At 66.1% G+C, this 13,924-nt stretch carries 15 protein-coding genes; 8 read left to right on the top strand and 7 right to left on the bottom strand.

Annotated features, from left to right (window positions below):
* Positions 1-2 precede the first annotated feature (2 nt).
* The 3 genes from C487_RS02180 to C487_RS02170 all read right to left on the bottom strand — a co-directional run bounded on the left by C487_RS02180 (position 3) and on the right by C487_RS02170 (position 1,048).
* Positions 3-368: a cupin domain-containing protein gene (locus C487_RS02180; protein ID WP_006184029.1), complete on the bottom strand. Its 366-nt coding sequence runs from the start codon at positions 366-368 to the stop codon at positions 3-5.
* Between the two features lie 181 nt (positions 369-549).
* Positions 550-744: a cold-shock protein gene (locus C487_RS02175; RefSeq protein WP_006184028.1), complete on the bottom strand. Its 195-nt coding sequence runs from the start codon at positions 742-744 to the stop codon at positions 550-552.
* 85 nt (positions 745-829) lie between these two features.
* Positions 830-1,048, bottom strand: a complete 219-nt coding sequence (locus tag C487_RS02170) for a hypothetical protein (protein ID WP_006184027.1) — start codon at positions 1,046-1,048, stop codon at positions 830-832.
* A gap of 83 nt (positions 1,049-1,131) precedes the next feature.
* Between C487_RS02170 and C487_RS02165 the strand changes: the two genes are divergently transcribed.
* The 3 genes from C487_RS02165 to C487_RS02155 all read left to right on the top strand — a co-directional run bounded on the left by C487_RS02165 (position 1,132) and on the right by C487_RS02155 (position 5,824).
* On the top strand, positions 1,132-1,593 hold the full coding sequence (locus tag C487_RS02165) for an Lrp/AsnC family transcriptional regulator (protein WP_006184026.1): 462 nt from the start codon (positions 1,132-1,134) through the stop codon (positions 1,591-1,593).
* Positions 1,594-1,887: 294 nt separating this feature from the next.
* A complete protein-coding gene (locus tag C487_RS02160; protein WP_006184025.1) occupies positions 1,888-3,384 on the top strand; it encodes a proton-conducting transporter transmembrane domain-containing protein in 1,497 nt (498 codons plus the stop codon).
* A complete protein-coding gene (locus C487_RS02155; protein WP_006184024.1) occupies positions 3,374-5,824 on the top strand; it encodes a DUF2309 domain-containing protein in 2,451 nt (816 codons plus the stop codon). Before C487_RS02160 ends, C487_RS02155 begins: the two co-directional genes overlap by 11 nt.
* 21 nt (positions 5,825-5,845) lie before the next feature.
* On the opposite strand, the gene C487_RS02150 is transcribed toward C487_RS02155, so the two are convergent.
* Positions 5,846-6,565, bottom strand: coding sequence for a carbonic anhydrase (locus C487_RS02150; protein ID WP_006184023.1), 720 nt, complete (start codon positions 6,563-6,565; stop codon positions 5,846-5,848).
* A 133-nt stretch (positions 6,566-6,698) separates the two neighbouring features.
* Here C487_RS02150 and C487_RS02145 point away from each other — a divergent pair, with 133 nt between their 5' ends.
* Positions 6,699-7,715: an NADP-dependent oxidoreductase gene (locus C487_RS02145; protein ID WP_049907807.1), complete on the top strand. Its 1,017-nt coding sequence runs from the start codon at positions 6,699-6,701 to the stop codon at positions 7,713-7,715.
* A 122-nt stretch (positions 7,716-7,837) separates the two neighbouring features.
* Positions 7,838-8,644 (top strand): alpha/beta hydrolase, encoded by an 807-nt coding sequence (locus C487_RS02140; RefSeq protein ID WP_006184021.1) that lies wholly within the window; start codon positions 7,838-7,840, stop codon positions 8,642-8,644.
* A 71-nt stretch (positions 8,645-8,715) separates the two neighbouring features.
* Here C487_RS02140 and C487_RS02135 read toward each other — a convergent pair whose 3' ends face one another.
* From C487_RS02135 to C487_RS02125, 3 genes are all read right to left on the bottom strand, one after another.
* Positions 8,716-9,519: an ABC transporter permease gene (locus tag C487_RS02135; RefSeq protein ID WP_006184020.1), complete on the bottom strand. Its 804-nt coding sequence runs from the start codon at positions 9,517-9,519 to the stop codon at positions 8,716-8,718.
* Positions 9,519-10,532, bottom strand: coding sequence for an ABC transporter ATP-binding protein (locus tag C487_RS02130; RefSeq protein WP_006184019.1), 1,014 nt, complete (start codon positions 10,530-10,532; stop codon positions 9,519-9,521). Before C487_RS02130 ends, C487_RS02135 begins: the two co-directional genes overlap by 1 nt.
* Positions 10,533-10,613: 81 nt before the next feature.
* Positions 10,614-11,789 carry a CBS domain-containing protein gene (locus C487_RS02125; RefSeq protein ID WP_049907795.1) on the bottom strand — a complete coding sequence of 392 codons (1,176 nt, stop codon included), beginning with the start codon at positions 11,787-11,789 and terminating at the stop codon, positions 10,614-10,616.
* Between the two features lie 253 nt (positions 11,790-12,042).
* Between C487_RS02125 and C487_RS02120 the strand changes: the two genes are divergently transcribed.
* From C487_RS02120 to C487_RS02110, 3 genes are all read left to right on the top strand, one after another.
* Positions 12,043-12,276, top strand: coding sequence for a hypothetical protein (locus C487_RS02120; RefSeq protein ID WP_006184017.1), 234 nt, complete (start codon positions 12,043-12,045; stop codon positions 12,274-12,276).
* 103 nt (positions 12,277-12,379) lie between these two features.
* Entirely contained in the window at positions 12,380-12,910 is a 531-nt protein-coding gene (locus C487_RS02115) for a 50S ribosomal protein L16 (protein WP_006182876.1), read from the top strand.
* Between the two features lie 373 nt (positions 12,911-13,283).
* Positions 13,284-13,898, top strand: a complete 615-nt coding sequence (locus tag C487_RS02110) for a hypothetical protein (RefSeq protein ID WP_006184016.1) — start codon at positions 13,284-13,286, stop codon at positions 13,896-13,898.
* Positions 13,899-13,924 lie beyond the last annotated feature (26 nt).

Here is a 13,924-nt window from a genome sequence, read left to right as displayed (position 1 = left end):
CCTCACTCGAGTAGATCGATTTCGTCGTCGCCGTGTGGAACCGCACAGATGAACGCGCCCGGGTCGTCGCCCTCGTTTCGGTACCAGTGGACCGTCCCTGCGGGGAGCAACAGCGAATCGCCCGGTTCGACCTCGTACTCCTCGTCCTCGATTCCGACCGTGTACTCGCCCGCGAGGACGTACTGCTCGTGTTCGACCTCGTTGGTGTGTTTCGGTACCTCGGCACCGGGTTCGAGAACGAACCGGCGCATCGCGAAGTTCGGTGCGCCGTGGTCGTCGGCGAGCAGGACGCCCTTCTCGAGGCCATCGGCGGCGGCGACCGTCTCGTATTCGATTTCGTCGCCACGCCGGAGCAGCGGCTCGGTCATATCTGAGAGTGAACGCCGCGGCTCCTAAAAGTGCTGTTCCACCGTCAGTGCCGTCGCTCAGGGAGCTAAAATACTGCAGTCAAGTGCCGATACCGTTACGAATCGATGGCTCCAACTGAAACGCTTCCTCCGCTCGCACGGTTGTGTGAGCGGTGTACAGTGGTTTCAGTTGCCACCAGCCTTACAGGCGCTCGACGTTCGTCGCGCGCGGGCCCTTGGGGGCCTGCTCGATGTCGAACTCGAGCTCCTGTCCTTCCTCAAGGTCCGGGCCGCCGATGTCTTCCATGTGGAAGAACACGTCGTCGTCCGCGTCCTCAGTCTCGATGAATCCGTAGCCGCCAGTGTCGTTGAAGAAATCAACGGTTCCTTGCGCCATTGCTTCTAAAGAGAACGCCCCGGTAGATATAAAGCCTGCGACTCGTTGTGACCGCGCCGATCGTCCGCATTCGGCTCGTACGACCTCAGATGCTGTCGCCGTCCTCGAGTCGCTGGACCGAAATAGCGATGAAGTACACGAGCATGAACAGGAAGAAGCCGCCGGTGAGTCCGACCAACTCCACCGTTCCCACGCCGTCGGGGTTGAGCGCGGCAAAGGCCGCCAGCCCGACGACGAACACGGCGATGATGAAGCCGCCGACGGCGTAGTAGAAGCCGATATCCGACTCGAGTCGTTCGCGCATGCCTGTCCCTTTCGGCTCCCAGTATAAGTATTCGAAGCCTCGGGAGCCGAAGTACCTTATAGCGGCCGCGGCAACGAACGCGTATGGCGGAGTACGAGCTCGACGCGGTCGACCGGGAGATCCTCTATGCATTACAGGAGGAAGCGCGGAACCTCTCCTCGAGCGAGATCGCCGATCGGACCGACGCCTCCTCGAGCACGGTCCGCAAGCGCATTCAGCGACTGGAGTCCGAGGGCGTCATCAAGGGCTACAGCGCGAACATTGACTACACGAAATCCGGCTATCCGATCCGGATGCTGCTGTTCTGTACGGCACCGATCCCCGATCGAGGGGCGTACATCGACGATCTGCTCGAGGTTGCGGGCGTCGTCTCGGTGCAGGAACTGATCACGGGCGAGCAGAACCTCCTCGTGACCGTGGTCGTCGAGAACGACAGAGATGTCACGCCGATCGCACAGCAGCTCGCGGACATGGGGCTGACGATCACCGACGAAGTACTCGTACGCAGCCACCGATCGACCTCGTTCGACGAGTTCTCTTCCTAACGCGACTTGGGGAAGCCGACCCCGACGAACGACTCGAGTCCGGACTCGCGGTCCTCGTATCGACAGCCGGAGGACGCCGCATGCGTGTCACCCGAAAGCCGCCGGCTCGGCGCTCGAACGGGCGGCTACGAACGTCGTGACGTTCTGCCTCGCCGAACGGCGAACGATTTGTTCGAACCGAAGGCTATAATAATCGCTCTGTTCACATATGGGTTAGATGCGACCGGTTGCGCAAGTGTTGCCGAGAACGACACGTCGCGACGGGACCGATCCCGTGCTGGTCGACTCCGAGACATGACTGAGGACACAGCAACGATCGACGACGATATCGCACAGCGCCCCGAACCGACGCCGCCGCGTTCGGCCGTGCCGCGAGCGTCGACTTGGGCGGTCTGGACGCTCTTTCTGGCCAGCTTCGTGGTTCTCGCGCTGACGGTTCGAGGGGGGGCCGGCTGGGAACTCTCGCCGTTCCTGCGGATCGACGGACTGACCGCGGTCATGTGGGTCGTAGTGACCTTCTTCAGCGGGATCGTCCACAGCTACTCGCGGCGCTACATGGCCGGCGACAGCGATATCGATCGCTTCTTCGCCCGCGTCCTCGGGTTCACCGTCGCCGTCATGACGATGACCGCGGCGAACCACGTCGCGCTGTTCGTGGCCGCGTGGCTGGCGATGGGCCTGCTGATGGCCTCGCTGATCGGCCACGTTCGCGACTGGTCCCAGGCCCGGGCCGCCGGCCGCGTCGCCCGCCGGTACTTCCTCGCCAGCAGCGCATTGCTGGCCGGCTCCGTCGCGGTGCTGGTCTGGGCGACCGGTGCGACAAGGCTCACCGGCGTTCTCGAGGGGGTGTCGGGGGTCTCGCGGCCGGTCGGACTCGTCGCCGCCGCGGGGATCGTCCTCGCGGCCGTCATCCAGTCGGCGCTCTTTCCCTTCCACAACTGGCTGCTGTCGTCGATGACGGCCCCCACGCCCGCGTCCGCCCTGATGCACGCCGGGTTCGTCAACGCGGGCGGGATTCTGTTGACCCGATTCGCACCGTTGGTCGGCGATCGACTCGTCGTGATGTCGGCGATCGCCCTCGTCGGCGCGGGCAGCGCCCTGCTCGGACAGGCGATGATCCTGGTCCAGACGGATGTCAAGCGCAAACTCGGGTGCTCGACGATCGCTCAGATGGGCTTTATGATACTGCAATGTGGGCTCGGCTTTTTCGCCGCGGCCATCGCCCACCTCATCCTGCATGGCTTCTACAAGGCGTATCTCTTCCTCTCGTCCGGGGCGGGCGTCGAGCGTGCGGCTCCCAAAGACGCGGGGGATACCGAACTCGGCTTCTCCGGGATCGCCGTCAGCCTCGTGACGGCCGTCGGCGGCGGCGCGCTCTTTGGCGTCCTCACCGGGAAGGCGACGAGCCTGACGCTGAACAGCGGGATGATCCTGACGCTTGTCGTAGTCCTGACGACGCTAACCGCGGCTCGGGACATCCTCCGGCGCTCGACCCTGCCGACGGCGGTCCGGTTCGTCAGCGTCCCGCTGGTCGTCCTGACCGCCATCGGCGGCTACGCCGTGCTGTTCAACGCCGTCTCGTCGATGCTGTCCGGCGTCCCGATGACCCACGTCTCGACCGAGATGACCCCCGTCCACTACCTCGTCGTCGCCCTCTTCGCCGGGGCCTACCTCATCGCGGAACTGGGCTGGTACCGCTCCAGCGAACGCCTCTACGTCGCCTTGCTGAACGTCTCCCAACCCGATCCGTCGACCGTCCTCACCGCCAAGGAGGAGTACAATGACGCGTAAGGAATCACACGACGACCGTCGCATCGAGGAGCACATCGACCGCGCCGCCGACCGCATCGGTTCGGTCTGGCCGCTGCACTCGTTCGTCACGGCCAACCCCCTCTCGGGGTTCGAGGACGAACCGTTCCACCGGGCCGTCGCGGAGGCCGAGGAGCTGTTCGGCGGCCGGGGCTACCCACACCCGTCGGTCTTCCGCCGCGCCTGGGAGTCGGGCCGGATCGACGCCGAGACGCTCCGGGCGGAACTGGCGGCCCACGGAATCGATCGCGACCCCGAGACGCTGCTCGAGGAACTGGCCGAGACCGAAGCGGAGCATACGGCCGCCGACCCCGACGACGCGACCGAGACCGTCGATCGGGTTCTCTCGAAGTGGCTTGCGGCCTTCCTCGACGAGGGCCGAGCCAAGTGGCCGATGCCCAACCGCGAGGACGGGTTCTATCAGGCCTGGCGCGCGGTGGCCCCCCACGACGCCGACGTGCCCGGCCCCGCCGACGCCGACGACCTCCCCGAGACGGCCGTCGACGCGCTCGAGTCGGTCCTCGACGACTACCCCGAAGGGCGCTGGGTCGAGATTCTCGAGGCCCACCTCGCGGCGCTGCCGGGCTGGAGCGGGTTCGTCAAACAGCGGACCGACGACGGTGCCGATCCGTGGCAGGCGGAGTATCCGATCACACTGGCCCAGTACCTCGCGGTGCGGCTAACGCTCGCGGACCTGCTCGACGCGCCGATCGAACTCGACGCCGGCCGCGAGACCGACGGTGACGACGCCGACGAGGTTCCGCTGCCCGAAATCTGGCTAACTGCCTGGGAAAAGAGCTACCGCGAGCGGCTCCTCGACGGGATCGACGACGCCGTGACCGATCCCGCGAACGCCGACAGCGGCGATCGGCCGGCCGCCCAACTCGTGTTCTGTATCGACACCCGATCGGAAGTGATTCGCCGCCACATCGAGGCACAGGGGCCCTACGAGACCCACGGCTACGCGGGCTTTTTCGGCGTGCCGATGCGCCATCGCGGCTACGAGGCCGCGGCCGACACCGACGCCTGCCCGCCGATCGTCGACCCCGAACATCGGATCGTCGATCGGGCCGCCGATGCCGAGCCGGCCGCCGCCCGCGATCGCTGGACCGGGCTCGCTACGGCCGCCCGCAACCACTTCACGACGCTCAAATCCAACCTCGTCGCCGCCTTCACCTTCGTCGAGGGAGCCGGCAGCGCCTACGGGTCGGCGATGACCGCCCGGACGCTGTCACCGTCGGCGATCGCGACGCTCGAGTCCGCTATCGCGGACCGCGTCCCGAGCGTCCCGGAAGTCACCGCACCCGCCGTCGACTACGACGCCTACGACGATCACGACCACGCCGACGGCGACCTCCCGCACGGGCTGAGCCACGAGGCGAAAGTCGAGTACGCTCGGAACGCCTTCGAACTCATGGGCTGGACCGAGTTCGCCCGGCTGGTCGTCTTCGCGGGTCACGCCAGCGAGACGACGAACAACCCCTTCGGCTCGAGCCTCGACTGCGGGGCCTGCGCCGGCAACCCCGGCGGACCAAACGCCCGCGTCCTCGCGGCGATCTGTAACGACCCGGACGTCAAGGCGGCGCTGCGCGAACACGGGATCGACATCCCCGAGGATACCGTCTTCCTCGCGGGCGAACACAACACGACGACCGACGAGATCACGCTGTTCGACGACGACGTCCCCGAGAGCCACCGCGAGGACCTCGCGTCGCTCCGTGCGGACCTCGACAGCGCCCGCGCCGGGGCCGCCGCCGAGCGCACCGCGTCGGCCGACGGCGAGGCGGCCGTCGACGAAGTCGAGCGCAAGGCGGCCGACTGGGCCGAGACCCGCCCCGAGTGGGGACTGGCCGGCAACGCCTCGTTCGTCATCGGCCCGCGCGAGCTGACCGCCGACCAAGACCTCGACGGCCGCGCGTTCCTCCACTCCTACGACTGGACCGTCGATCCGGACGGCGACGCCCTCGAGGCGATCCTGACGGGCCCGCTCGTGGTCACCCAGTGGATCAACAACCAGTACTACTTTGCGACGGTCGACAACGCCGCCTACGGGAGCGGCTCGAAGGTCACCCAGAACCCGGTGGGTAATGTCGGCGTCGTTCAGGGTAACGGCGGGGATCTGCTGACCGGCCTTCCGCTGCAGTCGCTCAAGCGCGACGACGAGCGCCCGTTCCACCAGCCGCTGCGCCTGACCGCGGTGATCCACGCGCCGCTCGAGCGCGTGACCGAGATCCTCCGCGACCACGAGGACGTCCGGGTGCTTCTCGACAACGGGTGGATCGGTGATCTGACCGTCGTCGATCCCGAGCAAGACAACGAGCCGTTCCACTACGCGGGCGACCTCGAGTGGACCCGCGAGAGGGCACGGGCGACGGGTCCGGAGCGGACGACGCCGGTCGCGGTGTCGACCGCCGACGACTGAGCCTGAGCCCGGCCGTCGCGGTCAGTCGTCCGCCCCGTCGCCGTACAACAGGCTCTCGACCGCCGACTCGTAGCCGTTCGGCACCAGTTCGGCGAGCGCGTCGGGCGCAGTCTCGCCGTCGACGGTGACGAGGTAGGTTCGCCCGGGTCGGTCGCCGTAGACGCCCTGAAAGTCGTAGACGAATCCGTAGGTGTCGACGCGGTCCGGAACGGCGTCGGCGTCGCCGAGCGATCGGACCTGATAGCCGACGTTGTACTCGACGAGCTGGTTGATCACGGTGTCGTCGGCTGCCTCGCGATCGATCCGGTCGCTCTCGAGGGCTGCCTCGACGACGGGGATGAGCATATCGACCCACTTATCGACGCCCCGCGGCCCGGGCGGGTCCGCGCCGGTCGCGACCTGGTAGGCGGCAGTAACGGCACCGCAGCCGGTGTGCCCGACGACGGCGACGGCGTCGGTGCCGGTGTGGTGGATCGGATAGAGGACGCCGCCGTCGATGATCCGATTCCCGCCGTCGTCGTCCCAGACCTGATTGCCGATGTTGCTGGGCGTAAAGACCGTCCCCGGCCGATCGACACCCCACATCCCCTCGTGTGCGACCCGCGAGTCCGAACAGCAGACCGCGACGACGCTCGGGTGCTGGCCCGTCTGGACGTCGGCGAAGTAGCCGTCCGGCAGCGACTCGACGTGGCGGCGGTTCCCGGCGAGCAGCCGCTCGAGGATCCCGCGGTCGGTTCCCATACGGGATCTACACGAACGGTGATCAAAAAGGTTCGAGCCCGCCGAGGCCGCCCGGCTGATGACGTTCAACCTCCTCGACGACGCGAAGTTCCGCGAGCCAAATATACTCGTGTGGGCGCGACAATGTCATCATATGGCAGAAACCAGACAGTGGCGACTCGCCAGCCGTCCAGTCGGTGAACCGACCGCAGAGAACTTCGAACTCGTCACCGTCGAGCGCCCCGAACCGGACAACGGGGAGGTCCTCGTCAAGACGCTGTATCAGTCGGTCGATCCGTACATGCGCGGGCGCATGCGGGATGCGGAATCGTACGCCGAGCCCTGGGACGTCGGCGACCCGATGAAAGCCAGCGTCGTCGGCGAAGTCCTCGAGTCGAACGCCGGCCAGTTTTCCGCGGGGGACATCGTCACCGGCGAACTCCTCTGGGCGGAACACGCCGTCGCGGACGCGAACGAACTCCAGCGGGTCAACCCCGATCACGGACCGATCTCGACGGCGCTGGGCGTCCTCGGGATGCCCGGCGTGACGGCCTACTGGGGCCTGAACGATGTCGGTGACCCGAAACCCGGCGACACCGTCTTCGTCTCCGCGGCCGCGGGCGCGGTCGGCTCCGTCGTCGGCCAACTCGCCCGCCTGTCGGGTGCGCGAGTGGTCGGTACCGCCGGGAGCGAGGCGAAGATCGACTGGCTCACCGACGACCTCGGCTTCGACGCCGCGATCAACTACAAGGACACCGACGACCTCGCCGCCGCGGTCGACGAGGCCTGTCCGGACGGCGTCGATGTCTACTTCGACAACGTCGGCGGCCCCATCACCGACGCCGTCTGGCCCCGGCTGAACGTCGACGCTCGCGTCGCCGTCTGCGGCCAGATCGCACTCTACAACGAGACCGACGTGCCGACCGGGCCGCGAAAGCTCGCCAAACTCATCGAGTCCCGCGCGACGGTCGAGGGTCTGCTCGTCAGCGACTACCAGCCCCGGTGGGGTGAGGCGCTCGAGCGACTCTCGACGTTCGTTCGGAACGGCGACGTACAGTACCGCGAGAACGTCGTCGACGGGTTCGAGAACGCCCCCGACGCGTTCCTCGGACTGTTCGAGGGCGACAACATCGGGAAGCAACTGGTCAAGGTCGCCGACCACGACGAGTAGCGCAACGTGACTCGAGGCCGCCGAGAGCCGCGGGTGGCTCCCGTCGCGGCCGGCCGAGCGACGTCTCGGACGCTGGTATCGCGATCGTAACGGCAATCCGTTGTGCCGAGTGACCGGCTCGTATGGTCGTTTCCGAGCCGGAGTCGATCTCGCTCCCCGACGGTCGGACGCTGGCGTTCGCGACGTACGGCGATCCGGACGGCAGGCCGCTGGTTTTCCATCACGGAACGCCCGGCTCGTCACACCTCGGAGCGTTGCTTTCGGACCCCGCCCGCGCTCGCGGTGTTCGCGTGATCGCGCCGAGTCGGCCCGGATACGGGCGGTCCGATCCGAACCCGGACGGGACGTTCGAAACGTGGGCCGGGGACTGTCGAGCGCTCATCGACGCCCTGGGACTCGAGTCGGTCGCGGTCGCCGGATTTTCCGGCGGTGGTCCCTACGCGCTGGCCGTGGCCACACGCCACGCCGACCGGATCGCCGATGTCGGCGTGGTCGGTGCACCGGTTCCGGCACACGGAGGCGGGCCGTTCGGCCCGCTCGTTCGGTTCCCCCGTCTGCTTGGCCTCGCGTTCCGGTTCGGCGCGGTCGTCGCCCGACTCCGGGGCGATCGAGCCGTCGTCGACCAATTGACCGAACGGTCCGTCGACGACGAGACCGCCCGCATCGTCGGACGCGATTTCCGCGTCGGACTGTCGGCCGGTCCGTCCGGCGCAGTCCGCGAGAGTCGCGCGCTTGCGACGGAGTGGTCGCCGTCGTTCCCCGACGGCGACGTGACGGTATGGCACGGGGTCGACGACGAAAACGCCCCGATCGACCCGGTTCGAACTGTCTACGAGGACCGACCGTCCGTCACCCTTCGCGAGATCGACGACGATCACCTGGGGACCCTGTGTTCGGTCCGCGACGAGGTCGTCGGGCTGGCCGAGTAATCGAACCGAGGGACCGCGGCCGCCGATGGGTACGAGGGTCTCGTCGCCACTGAGCGTGATGGTCGGCCTCCTCAGTCGGTCAATCCGTAGCCGATCTTGAACAGGTAGACGTCGACCGCCATGACGAGGAGCGTCCCTGTCGTGAGCACGCCCAGCGAGACCAGCGGCGCGAAGTCGGCGTAGGGACCGGGGAGGATGCCGACCCCGATCAAATCCGAGTGGCCCAGCAGTCCGAACCGGACGCTGTCGACCATGTAGACCATCGGGTTCAGCAAGGAGAGATTGATCTGCCAGGTCTGCTCGAACGTCTCGAGGGAGTAGAAGACCGCGCCGAAGAAGACCAGGGGACGGAGGATAAACTGGTTCATCACGGTCAGATCGTCGAAGTCCCGTGCGACGAGTCCGCCGATGATACCGAGGCCGGCGAACAGCGCCGTGATGACGATCATCGTTGCGACGAGAAACAGGCCGTGTTCGATCCCGATCGGGACGAACGCCCGGCCGACGGCGGCGATGATGACGCCGACGACGAGGCCCCGAACCGCGCTGGCACCGACGTATGCGACGACCATCTCGACGTACGACAGCGGCGAGGTCAACGTCTCGTGAATGTATTCGTTCCATCTGCCGTGGAAGATCGAGAACGAGGCGTTCTCGAACGCGTTCGAGATCGCGCCCAGAACGACGAGCCCCGGCACGATAAACAGGATGTAGGGATAGCCGGCGATTTCGTCGATCCGGCCGCCGAGAATGACGCCGAAGACGGCGAAGTAGAGCACGTTCGTAATCGCCGGCGGCATGAACGTGTTCTTCGGCCGGCGGACGAACCGCAGTATCTCGCGGCGAAAGAGCGCGCGGAAGCCGACCGAGAGCATCAGGCGACCCCCTCCTGCTCTCGTTCGCCCTCCCGTTTGCCGTTCGCCGGCGGCTCGTCATCGCCCGCGCTCTCCGCCGAGGACCGCGTCACCGTCCGATCCTCGCTCCGAGTGAGATCCACGAAGATCTCCTCGAGCGACGTCCGCGTGATCTCGAGGTCGGCGATCTCGTGACCCATCGCCTCGAGATCGTTGAGGAGCCGCGGCGCGGTCGCCCCACCGTCGTCGACCCGTACCTCGAGGCGGTCGCCGGAGACCGTCGTTTCGTGTGCGTAGGGCCCGAGGTCCGGTGTGGCGGTCGGCGCGGACGCGAGGCGCACGGCGATGGTGTCGCTGCCCCGCTCTTTCAGTTCGTCGGGGGTCGCGACGGTCACCTTCCGCCCCTCGTTCATGATCGCGACCCGGTCACAGAGGCGTTCGGCCTCCTCGATGTAGTGCGTCGTCAGCAGGATCGTCGTCCCTTCCTCGTTGAGTTCGGTGACGAGGTCCCAGAGGTCGTGGCGCAACTGGACGTCGACGCCGGCGGTCGGCTCGTCTAAAATGAGCAGATCGGGTTCGGTGACGAGGGCTCGAGCGAGCAGCAGGCGGCGTTTCATCCCGCCGGAGAGCCAGTCGAAGCGCTCGTCGCGTTTGTCGTAGATGCCGACTCGCTTGAGGACGTCGTCGGCCCGTTCGGCGGCTTCGGACGCCGGGATTCCGTGGTAGCCGGCCTTGTGTGTCAGCACCTCCTTGATCGGGAAAAAGCGGTCCACGTTGAACTCCTGGGGTGCGAGCCCGATCGCGTCGCGGGCCTGTTGGTAGTCGTCCTCGACGTCGTGGCCGAAGACCCGCGCCTCGCCGCCGGACTTGCGGACCAGCCCGACCAGCGTGTTGATAAAGGTCGTCTTTCCCGCGCCGTTGGGCCCGAGCAGGCCGAAGAACTCGCCTTTCTCGACGGTCAGCGAAAGTTCCTGCAGGGCGCGCAGATCGCCGTACTCCTTCACGAGATCGACGGTCTCGATGGCCGGTGGCATCGATGCAGTATCGGCCCCGACTACGGTTAAACCGTTTGTTCGCAGAACTTTCCGCCCCAAGACGTGCTCGCGAGTGAGCTCTCAGTCCGCGGCTCGCGGTTGGCTGGTGGGGGCAACCGCACCGCTTTGCTGGACAATGTCGAAGGCGGTCATCACGTCGGTCCGCGAGATCAGTCCCACGAGGTCATCGTCGTCGACCACGAGCAGGCGGCCGATATCGTGGTCCCGCATCCGCTCGATGGCGGTCATCGCATCGGAGTCGGGCGAGATCGTCTGCAGGTCGGTCGTCATCACGTCTTCGACGGTGTAGGCCTCACGTTCGACCGGCTCGACCTCGCGGGCGTCGGTCAGCGTCACGAGGCCGATGAGTCGTTCGCCCTCGAACGCATCGGCGTCGACGACCGGATATCCGGTGTGGCGTTCGGTGAACATCCGCCGGATCAACTCCGCGACCGTCGTCTCCGGATCGACGATATGGAGATCGCTCGCGGGCGTCATGATGTCGCCGACGGTGACGTCCTGAAAGGCCGCCTTCATCGTCACCTGCTGGGCCTCGCTCGAGGCGGCAATGTAGACGAAGAAGGCGACGCCGATGAGGATGATGTTGAGCGAGAACAGTCCGAACAGTCCCATCAGGACCGCGAACAACTTCCCGATGCTGGCGGCCTGCTGAGTCGCCTTCGCGTAGGGTTGATTGCGAGCAAGCAATGCCCGCAGCACTCGGCCGCCGTCCATCGGGAACGCGGGAAGCATATTGAAGAACGCGAGCGCGATGTTCAGGACAGCAAGGTAGCCGAGGACGAACCGTATGCCACTGAGGCTCTCGGGGGTGACGATGAAGAGCGCGTAGACCCCGACGCCGACCAGAATGCTGACGATCGGGCCGGCGACGGCGATGTTGAGTTCCTGTCGCCAGTCCTCGGGCATCTCGGAGAAGGCGGCGATGCCGCCGAACAGCCAGAGCGTGATCGAGTCGATCGGGAAGCCGTATCGTTGGGCGGTCAGTGAGTGACCCAATTCGTGGAGGACGACGCCGACGAACAGGCCGACCGCCGCAGCCAACCCGAGTAACAGCGGCGTCATCCCGCTGCTAATCGACCCGATATCGATCCCCGCCGCTAGCCCGTCGTTCAGTATCCCCGCGACGTCCTCGATCTGTGTCCCGATGAGGTACGCGAACAACGGGAGCACCAGTAGGAACGTCAGATCGAGTTTGATCGGAATCCCGAACAGGGATCCGATCCGAAAGCTCCTCATGGACATTGGTTTCGGCGGCGGAACCTTAAATACGCCGCCGGGTCCGCCGAGCGGCCGGCCGTTCGGCGGCCGGAACCGCGTGTCGGCAGCTCCGATGTCGTCTCCGGCGGCGTTCGATTCGATCGCGATCCGTGCCAGGCTGTGATGACGGTCCCGAGTCGCCCACTATGGAATTTTAACACAATACTATATACTAGCGTCTATATTCCCTCTCCACCATATAGTTATACGATAGTTCGTGGACCGTGGAGATATGCTGACGGAAACCGCACAGACGACCGACCGAATCGACCACCTCCCGACCGAACTCGACTCCGCACAGAGCAAGCTCGTCTACCTCACCCTCGAGGCGACCGGCGGTGCCACGGTCACGGACCTGAGCGACGGTCTGAACATGCGGAAACTCGCTATCCTGAGCATCCTCTCCTCGCTCTCGAGCGCGGGGCTGATCGAGCGGACCGGGTCCGCGTACGTCCCGGCGAACTGAACGCTCGCCCCGGGAACCGGGCCGTCGGCCCCGCCATCGACTCGACGCGGCGCTTCGAAGCCTTTATCCGCTCGGTGGGCTTCCGTTTTCGTAAGTAACCACCATGTCCGACAAACCTGCCTCCATGTACCGGGAGATCAGTAAGCCGGCCTACACGCGCCGCGAATACATTACCGGCATCCCGGGTTCGAAGATCGCACAGCACAAGATGGGCGACGCCCAGGCAAACGCCGAGGACTACCCCGTCCAGATCAGCCTCATCACGGAAGAAGAGGTTCAGATCCGCCACGGGAGCCTCGAGGCCTCGCGCCTCTCGGCGAACCGCCACATGCTGAAAAACGCGGGCGAGAACAACTACAAGATGGTCCTGCGCAAGTTCCCCCACCACGTCATTCGGGAGAACAAGCAGGCGACGGGTGCAGGGGCAGACCGTGTCTCGGACGGGATGCGCCAGGCTTTCGGGAAGATCGTCGGTACCGCCGCGCGCATCGACGCCGGCGAGCGCATCTTCACCATCTGGTGTGACGTCGACGACGCCGAGTTCGCCAAGGACGCCCTGCGGCGCTCCTACAACAAGATTTCGCCGCCGTGTCGCGTCGTCGTCGAGCGTGGCGAGGAACAGCTGATCGCCTAAGAACGAAATTTTACTCTGCGGTCTATCGCGGTCGCAAACCGCCGCGACTGCGATGTCCCTCGGTAAAATTTCGATCAAAAGCACTCCTCCTTCCGTTCGTTCGTCCCTCCAGTCCTCACTCACATCAGTCGTCGGCCCGCTCGTTCGTGCCTTCGGCACTCACTCGCGGTCGATTCGGTGACCCGCCTACCCTCCCCCGGGTCGTGCGTCTCTCGCGTCTGCTCGAGACGCACTCCCGGCCGCGGCGAATTCGGGTGCTCGAGCGGTTCGCTCGTCTCCGTCCTGCACGCCGCGATCACGCGGGTCTCCCATCCGTTGGTTCGACAGTCGATCAGGCGAAAGAATAACGTGGAGTCGCTGTAGCGTACGGTGTATGAACCGCCGGGGAATCCTCGCCGCTGCGGGAAGTCTGCCCGCGATTTCAGCTGCAGGATGTGCCGCGTTCGAACCCGAATCCGATGAGAAAGACCCACCGAACCCGGTCGTCGAAGAGGTTCGGGTCCCGGTAGTCGAACACGTTGACGCCGACGGCGTTCCGCCAGTCGAGTCGATCGATGCGGGCTCGGACTCGGACCGCGGATTCACCGGGACGTTCGAAAACGCCGGCGACGCCGGCGATGCCGCGATTTCGCTGTACCTCCTCGAGGCGGACGATACCGACGGGGATGTCCTCACGGCTAGCGTTCCCGCTCGCGTGACCTTCGTCCACTTCGCGGCGGGCGAACGGCGTGCCGTCACCATCGACGGCGTTTCGTCCGAGGGGTACGACGCCTACTTCCTCGAGGCGCAGATCGGAAGCGTCGAGGCGGATGTCCGAAACGAGGGCGAGGACGGTCCCGTCGAGATCGCGCTCACCTCCCCGGACGGCGAAACGACGGCCGACCGACGGACGCTCGAACTGGACGCGGACGCGACCGAGACCGTCTCGTTCGAGGGGCCGTTCGTCCGGGAAGCGTACGACGTGCAGGCGGAGGCTGCCGACGAGTAGCGCGGTGACCGAACACCTCTCGTTTC

It is taken from the genome of Natrinema pallidum DSM 3751, assembly GCF_000337615.1.
Classification (GTDB): Archaea; Halobacteriota; Halobacteria; order Halobacteriales; family Natrialbaceae; genus Natrinema; species Natrinema pallidum.
The sequence above is the reverse complement of the archived record's forward strand: the minus strand, read 5'-3'. Positions and strand labels throughout refer to the sequence as shown.